This window comes from Rhodococcus sp. NPDC019050 (assembly GCF_055664235.1).
On the sequence record NZ_JBVOON010000004.1, the window covers coordinates 215,213 to 233,471 of the forward strand.

The 18,259-nt window shown below is 68.6% G+C and carries 18 protein-coding genes; 3 read left to right on the forward strand and 15 right to left on the reverse strand.

Annotation, left to right across the window (positions count from 1 at the left end):
- Positions 1 to 72: 72 nt before the first annotated feature.
- Positions 73 to 366, forward strand: a complete 294-nt coding sequence (locus tag AC0B44_RS07320; protein ID WP_471902267.1) for a WhiB family transcriptional regulator — start codon at positions 73 to 75, stop codon at positions 364 to 366.
- A 90-nt stretch (positions 367 to 456) separates the two neighbouring features.
- On the opposite strand, the gene groL is transcribed toward AC0B44_RS07320, so the two are convergent.
- Both groL and groES read right to left on the reverse strand, forming a co-directional pair.
- On the reverse strand, positions 457 to 2,073 hold the full coding sequence (gene groL / locus AC0B44_RS07325; RefSeq protein ID WP_471902268.1) for a chaperonin GroEL: 1,617 nt from the start codon (positions 2,071 to 2,073) through the stop codon (positions 457 to 459).
- Between the two features lie 87 nt (positions 2,074 to 2,160).
- On the reverse strand, positions 2,161 to 2,463 hold the full coding sequence (groES, locus tag AC0B44_RS07330; protein ID WP_006550071.1) for a co-chaperone GroES: 303 nt from the start codon (positions 2,461 to 2,463) through the stop codon (positions 2,161 to 2,163).
- 310 nt (positions 2,464 to 2,773) lie between these two features.
- On the opposite strand from groES, the gene AC0B44_RS07335 reads away from it, so the two are divergent.
- Positions 2,774 to 4,363, forward strand: a complete 1,590-nt coding sequence (locus AC0B44_RS07335) for an Hsp70 family protein (RefSeq protein ID WP_471902269.1) — start codon at positions 2,774 to 2,776, stop codon at positions 4,361 to 4,363.
- A gap of 12 nt (positions 4,364 to 4,375) precedes the next feature.
- Here the strand turns inward: AC0B44_RS07335 and tsaD are convergent, their stop codons facing one another.
- Genes tsaD through glmS form a run of 8 tightly spaced genes read right to left on the reverse strand, consistent with a single transcriptional unit; the run spans position 4,376 to position 12,774 of the window.
- Positions 4,376 to 5,404 (reverse strand): tRNA (adenosine(37)-N6)-threonylcarbamoyltransferase complex transferase subunit TsaD, encoded by a 1,029-nt coding sequence (gene tsaD / locus AC0B44_RS07340; protein WP_471902325.1) that lies wholly within the window; start codon positions 5,402 to 5,404, stop codon positions 4,376 to 4,378.
- Between the two features lie 35 nt (positions 5,405 to 5,439).
- On the reverse strand, positions 5,440 to 5,922 hold the full coding sequence (gene rimI, locus AC0B44_RS07345; protein WP_471902270.1) for a ribosomal protein S18-alanine N-acetyltransferase: 483 nt from the start codon (positions 5,920 to 5,922) through the stop codon (positions 5,440 to 5,442).
- Positions 5,919 to 6,593, reverse strand: a complete 675-nt coding sequence (gene tsaB / locus AC0B44_RS07350; RefSeq protein WP_471902271.1) for a tRNA (adenosine(37)-N6)-threonylcarbamoyltransferase complex dimerization subunit type 1 TsaB — start codon at positions 6,591 to 6,593, stop codon at positions 5,919 to 5,921. Before tsaB ends, rimI begins: the two co-directional genes overlap by 4 nt.
- Before the next feature lie 31 nt (positions 6,594 to 6,624).
- A complete protein-coding gene (gene tsaE, locus AC0B44_RS07355; protein WP_471902272.1) occupies positions 6,625 to 7,107 on the reverse strand; it encodes a tRNA (adenosine(37)-N6)-threonylcarbamoyltransferase complex ATPase subunit type 1 TsaE in 483 nt (160 codons plus the stop codon).
- Positions 7,100 to 8,158 carry an alpha/beta fold hydrolase gene (locus AC0B44_RS07360; protein ID WP_471902273.1) on the reverse strand — a complete coding sequence of 353 codons (1,059 nt, stop codon included), beginning with the start codon at positions 8,156 to 8,158 and terminating at the stop codon, positions 7,100 to 7,102. Before AC0B44_RS07360 ends, tsaE begins: the two co-directional genes overlap by 8 nt.
- Entirely contained in the window at positions 8,155 to 9,336 is a 1,182-nt protein-coding gene (gene alr / locus AC0B44_RS07365) for an alanine racemase (protein ID WP_471902274.1), read from the reverse strand. Before alr ends, AC0B44_RS07360 begins: the two co-directional genes overlap by 4 nt.
- A 58-nt stretch (positions 9,337 to 9,394) precedes the next feature.
- Positions 9,395 to 10,864, reverse strand: coding sequence for an NAD(P)H-hydrate dehydratase (locus AC0B44_RS07370; RefSeq protein WP_471902275.1), 1,470 nt, complete (start codon positions 10,862 to 10,864; stop codon positions 9,395 to 9,397).
- Between the two features lie 44 nt (positions 10,865 to 10,908).
- On the reverse strand, positions 10,909 to 12,774 hold the full coding sequence (gene glmS, locus AC0B44_RS07375) for a glutamine--fructose-6-phosphate transaminase (isomerizing) (RefSeq protein WP_471902276.1): 1,866 nt from the start codon (positions 12,772 to 12,774) through the stop codon (positions 10,909 to 10,911).
- A 160-nt stretch (positions 12,775 to 12,934) separates the two neighbouring features.
- Between glmS and AC0B44_RS07380 the strand changes: the two genes are divergently transcribed.
- A complete protein-coding gene (locus tag AC0B44_RS07380; protein ID WP_471902277.1) occupies positions 12,935 to 13,780 on the forward strand; it encodes a dienelactone hydrolase family protein in 846 nt (281 codons plus the stop codon).
- Positions 13,781 to 13,826: 46 nt separating this feature from the next.
- On the opposite strand, the gene AC0B44_RS07385 is transcribed toward AC0B44_RS07380, so the two are convergent.
- The 5 genes from AC0B44_RS07385 to rplM form a co-directional block, all read right to left on the reverse strand.
- Positions 13,827 to 15,191 (reverse strand): hypothetical protein, encoded by a 1,365-nt coding sequence (locus tag AC0B44_RS07385; protein WP_471902278.1) that lies wholly within the window; start codon positions 15,189 to 15,191, stop codon positions 13,827 to 13,829.
- A complete protein-coding gene (locus AC0B44_RS07390; RefSeq protein ID WP_471902279.1) occupies positions 15,188 to 15,535 on the reverse strand; it encodes a hypothetical protein in 348 nt (115 codons plus the stop codon). Before AC0B44_RS07390 ends, AC0B44_RS07385 begins: the two co-directional genes overlap by 4 nt.
- A gap of 133 nt (positions 15,536 to 15,668) precedes the next feature.
- Complete coding sequence (glmM, locus tag AC0B44_RS07395; protein WP_471902280.1) at positions 15,669 to 17,009, reverse strand: phosphoglucosamine mutase; 1,341 nt, start codon at positions 17,007 to 17,009, stop codon at positions 15,669 to 15,671.
- Between the two features lie 193 nt (positions 17,010 to 17,202).
- A complete protein-coding gene (gene rpsI, locus AC0B44_RS07400) occupies positions 17,203 to 17,718 on the reverse strand; it encodes a 30S ribosomal protein S9 (protein WP_471902281.1) in 516 nt (171 codons plus the stop codon).
- Complete coding sequence (rplM, locus tag AC0B44_RS07405) at positions 17,715 to 18,158, reverse strand: 50S ribosomal protein L13 (RefSeq protein ID WP_169619942.1); 444 nt, start codon at positions 18,156 to 18,158, stop codon at positions 17,715 to 17,717. The genes rpsI and rplM overlap by 4 nt, the downstream gene beginning before the upstream one ends.
- Between the last annotated feature and the right edge of the window lie 101 nt (positions 18,159 to 18,259).

Genomic DNA, 18,259 nt, shown 5'->3' on the forward strand with positions numbered 1-18,259 from the left:
GCGGGGGTATCCCGTTTACCGAACTACGGTCTGCTCGCCCTCGAAGTGAGCAACGCTGCGAAGGAGTGCCACATGCCTGCACCGAATCACCTGCCCGGACCCAACGCGGACCTGTGGGATTGGCAGATGGACGGCAAGTGTCGCGGAGTGGACTCCTCGATGTTCTTCCACCCCGACGGTGAACGCGGACGCGCACGCGCCCAGCGTGAAAGCCGGGCGAAGGATCTGTGCCGCAGCTGCCCCGTCCTCGAACAGTGCCGCGAGCACGCGCTCACCGTGGCCGAGCCGTACGGCATCTGGGGCGGAATGTCGGAGACCGAACGCGAGATGTACGCGCGGCATCGCCGTCGCAAGATCGCTGTGTGAAGGATGGCCGGGCCGGACCCGGGCCGCCCCCGAACACGACGAAGCCCCGCGCATGTAACTCCGCGCGGGGCTTCGTGTTTCGGGTCCTTGCTAGTGGGCGTGACCGTGACCGTGGTCGTCGCCCGCTGCCTCTTCCGGCTTCTCGACGATGGCACTCTCGGTCGTGAGGATCATCCGCGCGACAGACGCCGCGTTGACGACCGCCGAGCGGGTCACCTTCACCGGGTCCACGACACCGTCGGCGAGCAGGTCGCCGTAGGTGAGGGTCGCGGCGTTGAAGCCGTGGCCCTTCTCCGCCTCGGCCACCTTGCTCACGACGACGGCGCCGTCGAGTCCGGCGTTGGAGGCGATCCAGTAGAGCGGAGCGGTCAGCGCGGTGCGCAGGACCGCGACACCGAGTGCCTCGTCGCCTGCGAGCGAGTCCTCGAGTTCGCGCAGCGACAGCCCTGCCTGAACCAGTGCCGAGCCGCCACCGGGGACGATGCCCTCCTCGACCGCAGCCTTGGCCGCGTTCACCGCGTCCTCGACCCGGAACTTGCGTTCCTTGAGATCGGTTTCGGTGGCCGCGCCGACCTTGATGACCGCGACGCCACCGGCGAGCTTCGCGAGACGCTCTTCGAGCTTCTCCCGGTCCCAGTCGGAGTCGGTCGCCTCGATCTCACGCCGCAACTGCGCCGCGCGAGCCTCGATGTCCTCGGCCGTGCCCGCACCGTCGACGATCGTGGTGCTGTCCTTGGTGACGACGACGCGACGCGCTTTGCCGAGCAGGTCGAGTCCGGCCTCCTTGAGGGACAGGCCCAGGTCGGAGTTGATGACCGTGCCGGCGGTGACGACGGCGAGGTCGTCGAGGAACGCCTTGCGACGATCGCCGAAGTACGGAGCCTTGACCGCGACCGCCTTGAGGGTCTTGCGGATCGCGTTGACCACCAGGGTCGACAGCGGCTCGCCCTCGATGTCCTCGGCGATGATCAGGACGGGCTTACCCGACTCGGCGATCTTCTCGAGCAACGGCAAGAAGTCGGGCAGCGCGGTGATCTTCTCGCGGTAGAGCAGGACGAGCGCGTCCTCGAGGACGGCTTCCTGGGTGTCTACGTCGGTGATGAAGTACGGGGACAGGAAGCCCTTGTCGAACTGCACACCCTCGGTGACGACGAGTTCGGTGTGCATGGTCGAGGATTCCTCGATCGTCACGACACCGTTTTCGCCGACCCGTGTGAGGGCTTCGCCGACCATCTCGCCGATTTCGGCGTCGCGGCACGACACGGTGGCGACCTGCGCGATGGCGTTCTTGCCTTCGACCGGGGTGGCAGCGGCGAGCAACGCCTCGCAGACGCGGTCGGCGCCCTTGGAGATGCCCGAACCCATGGCGATCGGGTTCGCGCCCGCGGCAATGTTGCGCAGTCCGGCCTTGACGAGCGCCTGCGCGAGAACGGTGGCGGTGGTGGTGCCGTCACCCGCGACATCGTTGGTCTTCGTGGCGACGCTCTTGACGAGCTGGGCGCCGAGATTCTCGAACGGATCTTCCAGCTCGATCTCCCGGGCGATGCTCACACCGTCGTTGGTAACGGTGGGGCCACCGAAGGCCTTGGCGAGCACGACGTGCCGCCCACGCGGGCCGAGGGTGACCTTGACGGCGTCGGCGAGCTGGTCGACACCGCGTTCGAGTGCCCGGCGCGCGGTCTCGTTGAACTCGATAAGTTTGGACATTTTCTCCGGCTACTCCTGGAATCGGATGATCCGCAACCAATTCCGCCCCGGGTCCATGACGGAACTCCGGGGCGGAATGTGTGCGGCCTACTTGGCGACGACAGCCAGGACGTCGCGCGCAGACAGGATCAGGTACTCCTCGCCGGCGTACTTGATCTCGGTTCCGCCGTACTTGCTGTAGATGACGACGTCGCCTTCCTTGACGTCGAGCGGGATGCGCTTGTCGCCATCTTCGTCCCAGCGGCCGGGGCCTACAGCGACGACGGTGCCCTCCTGGGGCTTCTCCTTCGCCGTATCCGGGATGACGAGGCCGGAGGCAGTCGTCGTCTCGGCCTCATTGGCCTGGACGAGGATCTTGTCCTCGAGCGGCTTGATGTTCACGCTCGCCACGATGAGCCCTCCACTTTCAGGGGTTTTTGGGTCCGAGGCTCAGGATGTCCTCGGACGCGGGGTTGTTCAGTCACCACGGTGACGCCGCACGCAGATCCGTCGTCGCGGGTGCCGGATCAACGCTCGGTGTCACTAGCACTCTATACATGAGAGTGCCAGCGCTCAAGGGGCGACAGTGCCGACACGCCTACAAGCCCCGACATGCAGATTTATGTTACGGTTGGATAACGAAATCGAGAGCGTGACTACAGGTGACCAGAGAGAGGGAAACAACCCCGTCCGAGCACCTGTGACGCACGAGAGGTGAACTATGCCCACGTCGCTAGGCATCTCCGTGGGAGCGTCAGGCGTCGGTTCGGCCCTTCGGGTCGATACCCCGACCGGACCCACCACCGAGTACCGCCGGCTGGCTGCCGATTCCGACCCGGGCCGAGACCTCGGTGATCTTGTGCTCGACGCTGTCTCCCAGATATGCGCGCACCTGGTGGACCGTCCCGTCGTCAACGTCGCGTACCGCACCGACGAACAAGCCGAGACCATTCGATCAGCCGCCGAACGCGAGGGACGACACGTCCGGCTCGTCCCCGAAACCGCCGCGGTTCTCGCATTCCTCCGCACAGTCGGGGTTCGCTCCGAGCCGGGCACCGTCGCGATCGCAGATCTCGGCGCGACCGGCACCACCGTGTCCGTCCTCGACCAGGAGACCGGCACCGTCCTGCGTTCCGCCCGGACCGAAGAGGTCAGCGGCAACGCACTCGGCACCCGTATCTACGACCGGGTCCTCCGCTCCACGCGCACGATGCGCACCCGTCGACAGATCGACCCCGGACTGCTCGCGGCCCGTTGCCAGGGCGCACAGGAGGTCTTGACCACCGCGGAGGTCGCCAGGATCGACATCGCAGAGGCAGGGCCCGAGGCGTCGGTCACACTGACCCGCGGCGATCTCCACGAACTCAGTGCCGACCTCGCCGACACGGCGGCCGGCTTCACGCGCCGGATGTGCACCGGATCGTCACCGCGACCACGCACCCTCGCGTTGGTGGGCGGCACCGCCGGAGTCTCCTCCCTCGCCGACGCGATCACAGAGGTCTTCGACGGTGAGATCGTGCGCATCGCCGAACCGGCGTCCGCAGCGGCTCAGGGCGCCGCACTCATCGGCGACTCCCCCGAAGCTACGTCGTATCCGTTGGTCGGGTCGTCGAAGCACCATCGCACGGGGTCCGAAGGACGACTCGCGGGCACGATCGCCGGCGTACTCGTGCTGAGCGCGGTCCTTGCCGGCTTCGCGACCGAACACTTCGCGGATCGGGAGCACATCGGTGGGCCGGTGTCGCCGTTGGGAACGAGCGAAACGGTACCCCCGGTGGACGAGGCAGCCCCCGCCTCCTCCGAGGCCGTGATTCCGTCCCAGGATCCGGACTCGTTGCCGATCTCGACGCTCACGTCCGAGCAGATTCCGCCGATGCCGACCACGGATCTTCTCCCGCCGGTGACGCTCGAACCTCAGCGGAGCACTACCGATCTCCGGGTGGGCGCGACCACGGTCACTCCGACCCCCATCGATCAGGTGCCCACGCCCGAAGTGTCACCCGACGAGACCTTCGCGGATCGCGACACCACCACGGCACCGCCGAGCACGACGACGCCGGACCCATCGGATCTGCCCGGCACGGACGACACGACGCCTCCCGTCGAGACGAGTCCGCACCCGGTGTCACCGGAGCCCAGCGAGCCTCCGGCAACGGAACCGACCTCGCCCGAGATCGCTCCGTCGCCCACCTCTCCGACCAATCCGGACGGGACGCCCGAGACACCGCCCGCGCAGGAGACCGGGATCGCGCCTGCGTCCGGTACCGCGGACGTTCAACTGCCGGAGGGAAGCGTCGGCAGCACCGACTGATCACCGCAGCGGTCAGGCGGACACCTGTGACACGGACACGGACAGGCCGGGATCGGTCGCCGCGCCCAGTGCCGACGGTGCCGCACCGCCGGCGATCAGATGCGCGCCGAGCGCTGCGATCATGACGCCGTTGTCCGTGCACAGTTTCGGGCGGGGCACCCGCAGCGTCATACCCGCAGCCGCGCACCGCTCTTCCGCGAGTTCCCGCAGCCGGCTGTTCGCTGTCGCCCCACCACCGAGCACGAGGGTATCGACGCCGAGATCCTTTGCCGCCCGGATCGCCTTCATGGTGAGCACGTCGGCGACCGCCTCCTGGAAACCGGCGGCGACGTCGGCGACCGGGACCGGTTCGCCCGCGCGCTGTTTCGCCTCGACGAAACGTGCCACGGCGGTCTTGAGTCCGGAGAACGAGAAGTCGTGACGGGCGTCGCGCGAGCCGGTCATGCCACGCGGGAACACTACGGCCGTCCGGTCGCCTTCCCGCGCAAGGCGATCCACCTCGGGTCCACCGGGATAGCCGAGACCGAGCAACCGGGCGACCTTGTCGAACGCTTCGCCTGCGGCATCGTCGACGGTAGTACCGAGTTCCACGATGGGTTTGCCGATGTCCTCGACGTGCAGCAGGTGGGTGTGCCCACCGGAGACGAGCAACGCCACGCACGGCGGCATCGGCCCGTGCTCGAGGGTGTCGACCGCGACGTGCCCACCGAGATGGTTGATCGCATAGAACGGCACATCCCACGCTGCCGCGTACGCCTTCGCGGCAGCGACTCCGACGAGCAGGGCACCGGCAAGCCCCGGGCCGATCGTCACACACACCGCGTCGGGCTTGTCGATGCCGGCGGCGGCGAGTGCGCGTCGCATCGTCGGCACCATCGCTTCGAGATGGGCTCTGGACGCGATCTCCGGCACGACGCCGCCGAAGCGGGCGTGCTCGTCGACGCTCGAGGCAACTTCGTCGGCGAGAAGTTCGAGGGTGCCGTCACCGGTCCACCGCACGATGCCCACACCGGTCTCGTCGCACGAACTCTCGATCCCCATCACGATGGGGTTCTTCGGCAGTGCGCTTCCCGTGGTCACGGTTGTCGCTCCTCTCGCGGGTCCGGACGCTTCATGGTGTACGCGTCCGCGCCGCTCGGCTGGTAGTAGTTCTTTCTGGTGCCCACGATCTCGAAGCCCTCGCGCCGGTAGAGCGCGATCGCGGCATCGTTGTCGGTGCGCACTTCGAGGAACACCGGTCCACCCCATCGATCGGCGACCGCGAGCAGGTCCGCGAGCAGTGCTCCACCGACCCCTCGGCGGCGGACGGTGGGATCGACACCGATGGTGTGGACCTCGGATTCGGGGAAGACGGCAGTGCCCAGGCGGGCGAGGCCGGCATAGCCCACCATGCGGCCGTCCTCGTCCCGCGCCGCGACGTAATGGTTGGACGGCGACGCCAACGCAGAGCGGAACGCGGCCGCACTCCACGGACCGTCACCCGGAAACAGGATCTTCTCGAGTTCTGCGCACCGCTCGGCGTCGTCCGGAGTCAGCGCATCGATCGTCGTGGGGGTCATGCTCGCCGGTCCGCAGTCTCCACCGCATCGGGCCGGCGCAGGTACAGCGGAACCAGCGGTTCCGGGTCCGCACCGGACCGAACCGCCTCCGCCGCGACCGCGACCAGACCTGCGGGGGAAGGAGACTGCACGTCCACCACGGGCAAATCGAACAGTGCCGTGTGCGACGCCGAACCGGCGACCCGTACCGACGGCGCCGCGGTGACCTCGGCGGGCTTGCGGACTTCCGGTCCCTCGACGCGCTGATCCTGCTTGTACCGGGCCCAGTAGATCTCCCGGCGGCGGGCGTCGGTGACGACGAGCAGGTCCCCGCCGTCGGCGTCGGCGTCGGCGTCGGGACGTCGCGCGTCGGCGGCGATCGCGTCGAGCGTGCACACCCCGTACACAGGAACGCCGAGCGCATCGCCGAACGCGGCGGCTGTCACCATTCCCACCCGCAGGCCGGTGAACGGACCGGGGCCCACACCGACGACGATCGCATCGAGTTCTGCCGGCGTGTGCCCGGCCTCGGCGAGGCACTCGAGAATCTGGGGAGTGAGGACCTCCGCGTGTGCGCGGGGATTCTCGGTCACGCGCGCCGCCAGGGTTTCCGGCCAGACTCCGTCACCACCGAGACGGACGAGTCCGGAGGTCACGGCAGGGGTGGCGGTATCGACAGCGAGCACGAGCACGATGTACCAGCGTACGCGCCGTGCGGGGTGGTCATCCCACCCAGGTCCACTCCGCGCGGCGGACATCACTCTCGGGATCGCGACGCAAACGCACCCGCAGATGCCGGTCGGTGAGCGTCTCTACCAGTCCCTCACCCCACTCCACGACCACCACCGCGTCCGCCAGATCGGTGTCGAGGTCGAGCGCGTCGAGTTCGTCGAGGGCGCGGGGTCCGCTGCCGAGGCGGTACGCGTCCACGTGCACCAGTCCGACGGGCGGCCGGCCGTCGCCCGTACCCGGGCGGTGTTCGCGAGCGATCACGAAGGTCGGTGACGTGACGCGTCCCTGCACCCCGAGGCCTGCGGCGATTCCGCGGGTCAGTGCGGTTTTGCCCGCTCCGAGTGGACCGTCGAGAACCACCAGGTCCCCCGCGCGCAGGTCGGCGGCGAGCCGCCGTCCGAACGCTTCCGTGTCCTCCACCGTGTTCAGTTCGATGCTGTGCGGTCCGGCTTCCCGGTCCTGGTCCTCAGACAATTGCGGCCTGCCTGGTCGATACGTCGTGCGCGAAGCCGCGCTGGATGAGCCGGTCCACAGCCCGGTTGACTACTTCGGGGAATTCGAGTTGTACGAGATGACCCGCCCCTCGCACCCGCTCGAGTTCGACGTCGGGGAGCGTCGCGGCGAGGTCCTCGGAGCTTGCGTACGGGATCACCATGTCGGCATCGCCGGAGAGCACCAGGACCGGCACGGTGCCGAGCACCGGGAGCGCCGCAGACTCGTCGTGCCGTTCGAGGGTGCGCAGGAAGTTCACGATGGTGAGCACCGGCGTCTCGTCGAGCATCCGATCCGACAACCGGATCAGACGGGGGCTGACCACGGTGCCGTACGACGCGGCACGAAGGATCGGCGACACAATCGCGCGGGCCATGCCTCGTGCCTGCTGGACGAAACCCGGGGCCGTGCGTGCCGCGAACCGGAACGCGTCGATGACCGGATTGTCGAGGTTCCGCCCGATCCCGGTCTTGCTGAGCCCGGCTGCGGTGGTGGCGAGCAGACCGACGCCGTCCACCCGTGACCCGAACAGTTCGGGACGCTGCGCGGCCAGTGCGATGGCGGTCATCCCGCCCATCGAATGTCCGACGACCACCACGGGGCCGGTCGGGGCCGTCGCATCGATGACGCGGCCGAGGTCGCGGCCGAGCTGCGCGATCGTGCACGATCTCGATCCCGAGGCACCGGACTCGCCGTGTCCCCGCTGGTCGAAGAACACCATCCGCACGTCGCGACCCCAGCGCTCGGCGATGTGCCGGTACTGCATGTGCCACGACTGCATCCGCAGGCAGTAACCGTGTACGAAGACGACGGTGAGCGGCGCGAAGGGAGATCCGGCCTCGCGGACCACGAGCGGAACGCCGTCCTCGGCGTCGACCACCTTTTTCGGCAACCGCAGAATGGCGTCGAAGTCTTCGTCGCCGTACACCTCGTGGGCCGGCATTCCCGCGGTGCGTACCGCGTAGAGCCCCGCCGACGACGCAAGCGTGATCAGGCTCGAACCGAGCGTGCCCATCCGGCCCAGGACCGTCATGGCGTCACGCTCCCTTCGCCTCCGACATAGGTGCGTACGGTGCGACCGCCGATCCCGGTCACGATCTCGTAGTTGATCGTGTCGAGCTTGTCGGCCCAATCCTGAGCACCGGGCTCACCGTGTCGACCGTCTCCGAAGAACAACGCCTCGTCGCCTTCGTTTACTCCGGCACCGTCCGGTCCGAGATCGACAACGACCTGGTCCATGCAGATCCGGCCGATCTGCGGGTGGCGGCGACCGCCGATCTGCACCTCGATGCGTCCGCTGAGATTGCGGCGGATGCCGTCCGCATAGCCCATCGGCAGAAGAGCCACAGTGGTGTCGGTGGGAGCGATCCAGCTGTGCCCGTACGACACACCGGACCCTGCTTCGACCTTCTTCACGAGAATCACCTTCGTCCGTACCGTCATCACCGGACGGAACCCGAAGTCGCCGCGTTCCGGAATCGGTGTCAGACCGTACATCGCGATTCCGGGCCGAACCATATCGAATCGCAGGTCAGGACGGGTGAGCGTGGCCGCGGAGTTCGCCAGATGCACCACCTCGGGAGACAACGACCGGCGCCGCAGATCCGCGACGGCCTCGGCCAGACGGTCACGCTGCTCACCGTTGACGCGGTGTTCGGGTTCGTCCCCGTGCGCGAGATGGGAGAACACGCCGCGCAGGCGGACCGCGCCCTCGGCCTGGGCGCGCGCAAGGTCTTCGACGAACACGTCCCATTCGTCGCGGGCGACGCCGTTGCGGTTGAGGCCGGTGTCGACCTTCACCGCGACCGAGGCGGTCACCCCGACCGCCTTCGCCGCCCTGACGATCGAGTCGAGATGTCGGGGTGAGGAGACGCCGAGTTCGACGTTCGCCGCGATCGCAGGTCCGAAGTCCGCGTCCGAGGCGTGCAGCCAGGACAGCACCGGCGCTTCGATCCCTGCGGCGCGCAGTTCGAGGGCCTCACCGAGCGTGGTGACGCCGAGTTCACGGGCGCCGGCGGCCAGGGCTGCCCGCGCGACCGGGACGGCCCCGTGGTTGTACGCATCGGCCTTGACGACGGCCATGATCGCGGCGTCTCCCGCGAACTCCTGAAGGCGGCGGACGTTGTAGGTGACCGCGTCCAGATCGATGAGCGCCTCCGCTTGCGGACGGGCATTTCGGGCTGAAGGCAAAGTGTGCTGGGTCGTGGTCACGTCTCTCGATCCTGCCACTGCGCGAATTCCGGTGAACGTCGTGGTCCGGCGCGTCGCGTCACGATTCGGGCATATAGGTACGAAGCAACCGCACGGCATCGTGCAGTGCGGCCAGGATGGCGCTCGCCGACACGGGCGCCGCAGAAACCTCCGACCACCCCTCCCCCGGCGTACCGGCGCGGGCAGCGAGGTTCGCCGCCAGCGCGTGGGCGCGGGCGCCGGCAGCGGCCGCCAGGTCGACGGGCATCCCGGACGACAGCAGCGCCCCGATCGTGCCGGAAAGCACGTCGCCCGCTCCCGCCGTCGACGCCCACGACCCTCCGGCGTCGTTGACGAAGACGTGGCCGTCGGGTCGTGCGATCAGCGTCGCGTGTCCCTTGAGCAGGACGTGCACACCCCACTCCGCGGCGAGGGCACGCACCGCCGCGACACGATCCGGTTCGGGCCGAGATCCGGTGAGCCGGGCGAACTCTCCCGCGTGAGGGGTGAGCAGGGTCGGGGCCGCGCGCCCCCGAACCAGATCGGGGTTGCGCGCGACCACGGTGAGCCCGTCGGCGTCGACGAGCACCGGCAGATCGGTGGCAAGAATCGTGCGCAGGGTCTCCTCGGCTTCGGTGCCGGTGCCACCGCCGGGGCCGACGACCCACGCCTGCACGCGACCGGCGTCCGCGATGGAGGGCGCCGCCACCACCTCGGGCCGGTGGGCGAGCACTTCGGCCGACGCGGAACCTGCGTAACGGACCATGCCGGAGGTCGCGGCGACTGCCGCCCCCGCGCACAGCACGGCCGCCCCGGGGTATTTCGCGCTCCCCGCGGACACCCCCACCACGCCCTGGCTGTACTTGTCGTCGTCCGGGCCCGGCACCGGCCAGATCGCTCCCACCTCGGCAGGTTCGGCCGCGACCAGATCGGATTCGGGTAGATCGAGACCGATGTCGACGAATTCGACCCGGCCGCAGCGGGGGGAAGCGAGCGCGTGGACCGGCTTGAAGGCTCCGAACGCGACGGTGACGGCGGAGGTGACCGCGGGACCTTCCACTGCCCCGGTATCGGGGTCGACGCCGCTCGGTGTGTCGACCGCGACGATCGGTGCGGTGATCGCGTCGACGATCTCGGCGGCGGCGGGACGCAGAGGTCCGCGGCCGGAGATCCCGACGATGCCGTCGATCACCAGGTCCGGTTCGCCGAGATGCTCCGGCCGTGCCGGCAGGGCACGGCCACCGGCCGACTTCAAGGCGGCAAGGCCCGCCGGGTGTGCGCGTTCCGGATCGAGCAGCAGTGCCGTCACCGCGCAGCCACGTCGACGCAGGAAGGTGCCCGCCCACAGAGCGTCCCCACCGTTGTCACCCGAGCCCACGAGCAGAACCACCCGCCGGCCCGCAACACCCCCGGTGAGGGCACGCAACTCTGCGGCTACGACGGTCGCCAGTCCGTGCGCCGCCCGGCGCATCAGCGTGCCGTCGGGCAGCGAGGCCAGCAGCGGCGCCTCCGCGGCCCGCACGGTCTCACACGGGTAGTACCTGCGCATCGCCCCTCCTGGAACCCTCGTGCCGGTCGGCCGAGTGGTCGGGCCTACTCGACGGTCACGGACTTCGCGAGGTTGCGGGGCTTGTCGACGTCGTACCCACGCGCCTGCGCGACCTCGGCCGCGAACACCTGCAACGGCACGGTCGACAACAACGGCTGCAGCAGCGACGGCGCCGACGGAATCTCCACGAGATGATCGGCGAACGGACGCACGGTCTCGTCGCCCTCCTCCGCGATCACCACGGTCACCGCACCACGCGCCTGGATCTCCCGGATGTTGCTGAGCAGTTTGCTGTGCAGCACCGCCCGGCCCTTCGGCGACGGCATGACCACGATGACCGGCAGACCGTCCTCGATCAGCGCGATCGGACCGTGCTTGAGTTCACCGGCGGCGAACCCTTCGGCGTGCATGTACGCCAGTTCCTTGAGCTTGAGAGCACCTTCGAGCGCGACCGGATATCCGACATGCCGGCCCAGGAACAGCACTGCGGGCGAGGCGGACAGGTCGCGGGCGAGTTGCCGGACCGCATCCATGCTCTCGAGCAACTGCGCGATCTTCTCGGGCATCGCCGCGAGATCCTCGTACTCGCGGGCCACCTCGTCAGGGTACTTCGTGCCCCGGGCCTGCGCCAGAGCCAGGCCGACGAGGTAGTTGGCGGCCATCTGCGCCAGGAATGCCTTCGTCGAGGCCACCCCGATCTCCGGACCGGTACGGGTGTACAACACCGCGTCCGCCTCGCGGGGGATCTGAGCGCCGTTGGTGTTGCACACCGCCAGGACGCGGGCCTTCTGATCCTTGGCGTGCCGCACCGCTTCGAGGGTGTCGGCGGTCTCACCCGACTGCGAGATCGCGACGACCAGTGTCGAGCGGTCCAGTACCGGGTCGCGGTACCGGAACTCGGAGGCGAGTTCCACCTCGACGGGCAGCCGCGTCCAGTGCTCGATCGCGTACTTCGCGACCAGGCCGGAGTGGTAGGAGCTACCGCAGGCGACGACGAAGACCTTGTCGATGTCGCGCAGTTCCTGATCGGACAGTCGCTGCTCGTCGAGCACGATGCGGTTGTCGACGAAGTGCCCGCGCAGAGTGTCGGCGACCGCGCCGGGCTGCTCCTCGATCTCCTTGAGCATGAAGTAGTCGTGGCCACCCTTCTCGGCGGCCGCGAGATCCCAGTCGATGGTGAACGGCTGGGTGCGCACATCGGTGTTGCCGTCGAAGTCGGTGACCTCGTACGAGTCCGCGGTGATCACGACGACCTGGTCCTGGCCCAGTTCGACGGCGTTGCGGGTGAACTCGATGAAGGCGGCGACGTCGGACGCGACGAACATCTCTCCCTCGCCGACGCCGACGACCAGCGGGGTCGAGCGGCGGGCGGCGACGATCGTGCCCGGATGGTCGGCGTGGGTGAACACAAGAGTGAAGGCACCTTCGAGGCGGCGCAGCACGCTGCGGGCACTCTCGACGAAGTCGCCCGCGGTCGGGCCTTCGGCGTAGGCGCGGGCCACCAGATGCACGGCGACCTCGGTGTCGGTGTCGCTGGCGAGTTCGACGCCGTCCTTCTCGAGTTCCTCGCGCAGCGGCGCGAAGTTCTCGATGATGCCGTTGTGCACGACCGCGACCTTGCCGGTCACGTCCCGGTGGGGATGCGCATTGCGGTCCGTCGGGCGGCCGTGGGTCGCCCATCGGGTGTGGCCCATACCGGCGGTGCCGTCGAAGTGGTCCTCACCGATCTCGGCGAGTTCGGCCTCCAGGTTGGCCAGGCGTCCGGCCTTTCGCTCCACCGACAAGCCGCCTCGACCGTCGAGAATGGCGATTCCGGCCGAGTCGTAACCCCGGTACTCCATCCGCCGCAGCGCTTCGACTACGACGTCGAGAGCACGACGGTGCCCTACATACCCCACGATTCCGCACATGGTTAGCAGGGTACTGGTCGCGGCCTGAACGACTGCAACTCATCGGCAACTCGGCGGAAGACCGGCAACACGCTGCACGCATCGCGCGCGGACCCGCACGACACGCACGTCCGGGGCACAGCAAGCCCGGCTCCGCTGTGTATCCGCTAACGTTTCAGCCGTGGCGGCGAACCCGAAATCCCTGGCTAAGGAACTGTCCAAGCGCGGTCCGCACTCGGTGCTGCGCGGCGACCTGTCGCTCGCAGGACAACCCGGTGTGGTCTACACCCCCGCCGAGGGGTTCAATCTGCCGGCGGTGGCGTTCGGGCACGGCTGGCTCACCGGTGTAGGCAAGTACACAGCATTGTTCGAGCATCTCGCGTCGTGGGGCATCGTCGTCGGGGCTCCCAGCACCGAACGCGGCCCGGTTCCGTCCGCTGTCGGACTCTCCACCGATCTGCTCACCACGCTCGACATCTGCCTCGGAGTGCGACTGGGCACCGGACGCATCAGCGTCCATCCCGACCGTCTCGCCCTCGTCGGCCACGGCTTCGGTGCCGGTGCCGCCGTGCTGGCCGCCGCCCGCCGCGAGGTCGCTGCGGTCGCCTCGCTCTACCCGGCTCCCACCTCTCCGCGCGCGTCCGACGCTGCGGCGCACGTCACAGCTCCCGGCTTGGTGCTCGTCGGCGAGAAGAGCGTCGGTTCGATGACCAGCGATGCAGCCGCGGTGGCCGAGGCGTGGGGCGGCGACGTGCAACTGCGCGTCGTGGACAAGGCCGACGACAACGGTCTCGCAGAAGGACGGCGCATGATGGCCGCGCTCGGTATCGGCGGCAACGAGCGTCACACCCAGCAGCGCACCCGGTATCTGCTCACCGGGTTCCTGCTCCACCGCCTGACCGGCGACAAGACCTATGCGGCCTTCTCCGATCCCACCAGCGAGCTTCCCGGCACCACGGCACTCCTCGATCCGAATTCGATCGACCGCGAACTCGGCAGCCAGATCAACCTTCTTCTCGGGCGCTGATCGCGTTCGGTGGCGGTCCGCCACCGACAGGTGCTGCCGGTCGCAGTCAGAGCGGACCGGCCTCCGCGAGCACGACCCCGCCGTCACCGTTCTCCGGCTGTTCGACGGACTGATCCGATCCGACGACGGTCGGCACCCCTGACGACTTCGACCTGTCGCGCGGGGGTGAGGGCGGCGGAATTGTCGCCGGAGTGACGCCGTTCCCTTGCGTCTCCGGCGGGGCGGTTGCCTCCCCGTCCGACGCGGGAATCGGCGGGGACGCGTCACCCCGGCCGACAACGGCAACATCGTCGGCTTCCCGCGTTGGCAGATCCTGCGATGGCGGGTCGGACGCCGTGTCGGCAGGCGGCGGCTCGTTCTGCGGCACGGCCACCTGGTGCTGTTCCTCTGCTCGGATGGACACCTCTCCCCCGTCCCCCGGAGTCGACGGTGTGCCGGACGGCTCTGCATCCGGTGCCGTCGGCTCGGACGGCGGGACGGTGGCGGCGTCGAGCAGCGCAGTCGCGGCCTGCACGCCCGAAGTGGCCAGATCGAGTACGGCACCGGCAAGTCCGGCCGCTGCGACGACGAGGTCCACTCCCGCCCGTACCGGGTCGCCTGTGTGACCGGAACGCGGCCCGCCCGCCGCGGAACCTGGTGGCGTGCTTCCTGGGGCCGAGCCGCTGTTCCCCCAAAGCACCCCGGGCCCACCGGACTCGATCCGATCGAACACAATTGCAAGAGAGCCGAATTCGCGCGTTACGAGGCGATCCGTGTCATCACACACCCGGAGAAACGCAAAGATCGCAGCGTCGATCTCCGGTACGAACCTCTCCTCGAGCCACCGCGTGCAGTGCTCGGCAGTGTCCACTGGGTCGCCGCCGACGGCGGAGGAAAACCACCGGGAAACCTGTTCGGGAGTGGGACCACCTGCTTCACCCGTCGCCCCGGCAAGAATTGCCGCGACCTCGTCGGGAGTACGCCCGTCCACGAGGCGCCCCTCGAAACCCCCGGCGACGCGCGCCTTCTCGGCTACGGCAGCACCGATGTTCGCCGCGACCGCGGTCAATGCGTGCGACAACGCCTCCACACCGCTCTGCAACGCCCACCCGTGGCCGACGACGGCATCGAGGCCGGACACTGCACCGTCGGCGGCACTGCCCTCCCAGGCTGTGGGCAGGACTCGCACCTGCGCGCTCTGTTCGTCGATGCGGACGGCGAGCACATCTGCGAGACGCGTGAGACCCGAGGCGTCGGCGACGAGCGTCGCGAGGTCGAGGTCGCGTTGCTCGTCGTATCTCTCCCGCAGCGATTCGACAGACGTCGACGTTGCAGTACCCCACCGATGCGCGCACGGGAGGTACTCGGCGAAGAACGTCAGACCACCGGCGCCTGCGTCCAGAATGCGTCCCGGATCGGGCGCCGAAGTCATCGTGACCAGCGGTCGAGTTGCGGGAGAGCGGATTCCGAGAGGCGGGTGAGGTCGTGCGCGGCGTCCTCGTCGCGCTCGGCGTAAGTGGTGGAGACCGTGCGTAAGCCGGCCGCGTGCGCGTTCACGGCAGCCGTCCATTCTCCGAACGCCCGGCGCACGCGTCGAAAACCCTCCTCGACCACGGCACCGCCCGCGCGGTAACGGGCACCGGCGGCACCCGGACCGAACTCCAGGTTGCCGAGAGCGCGGCGGCATTCGTGGTCTGCGTCGTCCGCCGACCCTTCCAATCGGGCGGCGATCGCCGCGACACCCTGTTCGTCGAATCGCAACCGATCCTGTGCCATGTCCGCTCCGTTCCGCCCGCGTTGCGTCTCTCCGTGTTGGACGCAGCGACGCCCCCTCCGGTTCCCCGTCGTCGAGACGGGGCCGGAAGGGGCGTCGGTGGGTTCCGTGCGGTCCCGGCAGGGACCGTCGGCGTCAGACGCCTGCCACGACCTCGGCCAAGCGGTCGGCGAGGGTACGGGCATGGTTGTCGTCGGCGGCCTCGACCATGACACGGACGAGTTGCTCTGTGCCGGAAGGCCGCAGCAACACCCGTCCGGTCTCGCCGAGTTCCTTTTCGGCTTCGGCGACCGCGGCAGCCACGGTGGGATCGCTCGCCACCGCCGCCTTGTCGTGCACCCGGACGTTGACGAGCACCTGCGGGAGGGTGGTCATCACCGCAGCCAGTTCGGCGAGCGAGCGCCCGGTCGCGGCGATCCGTTCCATCAACCGAAGTCCGGTGAGCACCCCGTCGCCGGTCGTGCCGTAAGCGGGAAGAACGATGTGCCCGGACTGCTCACCACCGAGGCTGAAACCGCCGCGGCGCAGTTCCTCGAGCACGTAGCGATCCCCCACACCGACGGTCCGGACGGCGATTCCGGCGTCCTTCATCGCGAGGTGCAGGCCGAGGTTGCTCATCACCGTGGTGACCAGCGTGTCGTCGTGCAGTTCACCTGATTCGTGCATGCTCAGCGCCAGGATCGCCATGATGGCGTCGCCGTCGACGACCGCACCGGACGCGTCCACAGCGAGACACCGGTCGGCGTCCCCGTCGTGCGCGAGGCCCAGATCCGCACCGTGCTCGAGCACGGCCTTCTGCAAGCCTTCGAGGTGCGTGGAGCCGCACTCGAGATTGATGTTGAGGCCGTCGGGATCGGCACCGATCGCGATCACGGTGGCGCCGGCAGCCTCGTAGGCCGCGGGGCCGACCCGCGATGCCGCACCGTGCGCACAGTCGACGACGACCGTCAGACCCGTGAGGGGATGGTGCATTGCCGACGCGAGGTGTGCGAGATAACGGTCGACGGCATCTTCGGCGACCCGGACGCGTCCGATCCCTGCTCCGGTGGGGCGTGCCGGTGATCCGTTTTCGCCCTGGAGCACCGCTTCGATGCGATCCTCCACCGAATCCTCGAGCTTGTGCCCACCCGCAGCGAAGATCTTGATGCCGTTGTCGGGCATCGGGTTGTGCGACGCGGAGATCATCACTCCGAGGTCGGCGCCGTAGGCGCCGGTGAGGTACGCGACTGCGGGAGTGGGTTGCACACCGACCGACAGCACATCGACGCCGGCTGCGGTGAGCCCGGCGGTGACGGCAGCCTCGAGCATCTCACCGCTCGCTCGCGGGTCCCGCCCGACCACGGCCACCGGCCGCTGCCCGGAATCCGCCGGCGCCAGCACGGCGGCAGCGCCCCCGGCCAGACGCAGGGCCAATTCGACCGTCAGCTCGGCATTCGCCAAGCCTCGAACTCCGTCGGTGCCGAACAACCGACCCATAGACACGCCCCTCAATATTCAGTGCGGTCACAACCGCGAATATCTCCCCGGTCCCGCGGGACGGTGTGACCGGCCCCGGAATCTGACGGAAGACAGAATGCACGAAAGCAGGCACCGGTAGCGAATCTCTACCGACGCCTGCTCTCGTGGTCGAACAAGTGCCGAGGCTGACGAGGTCAGCATCGGCGACACATCAGCGCTTGGAGTACTGAGATGCCTTACGGGCCTTCTTCAGGCCGTACTTCTTACGCTCGACGGCACGCGGGTCACGCGTGAGGAAGCCGGCGCGCTTGAGCGCGGGGCGATCCTCGGGAGTGACCTCGATGAGTGCACGCGCGATGGCGAGACGCAGCGCGCCGGCCTGGCCGGACGGGCCGCCACCATGCAGGCGAGCGTGGATGTCGAAGCCCTCGGCGCGCTCGACGGTCACCAGCGGCGACTTCACGAGCTGCTGGTGCACCTTGTTCGGGAAGTAATCCTCGATGGTGCGGCCGTTGAGGACGAAGTTGCCGGAGCCGGGCATGAGGCGCACGCGAACGACGGCCTCCTTACGGCGACCGACGGTCTGGATCGGACGGTCGAGCACGATCGGAGCCACGGGCTCCGCAACAGCCTCTTCGGCCACGTACTCGTCTGCAGCGACCTCGACGTTGTCGGCGAACTCTTCGACGTTCGTCACGTTCTCGTTCTGTTCCTCGGGCGTCGTCACTGTGCCACCTGCTTGATCTCGAACGGCACCGGCTGCTGCGCGGCGTGGGGATGGTTCGGGCCCGCGTAGACCTTCAGCTTCTTGGCGATGGCGCGGCCGAGCTTGTTCTTCGGGAGCATGCCGGTGACGGCCTTCTCCACGAGACGATCGGGGTTCTTGTCGAGAACCTCGCCGACCGAACGACCCCGCAGGCCACCCGGGTAACCGGAGTGGTGGTACAGGAACTTGTCGGTCCGCTTGTTGCCGGAGATGGCGACCTTGTCGGCGTTGATGATGACGACGAAATCACCGCCGTCCATGTGCGGAGCAAAGGTGGGCTTGTGCTTGCCACGGAGCAGGTTTGCCGCCTGCACCGCGAGGCGGCCGAGGACCACGTCGGTGGCGTCGATGACGTGCCACTCGTGGGTCAGCTCGCTGGCCTTCGGTGTGTACGTAGACACAGAATTTCCTCGTCTATCGTTTTCGCTGCTGGCCCGCATGTCGCCGATGGTCCCACCCGGCGGCCAGTTGAGACCCGGGATGAGATGTTCGCCGTGCACGA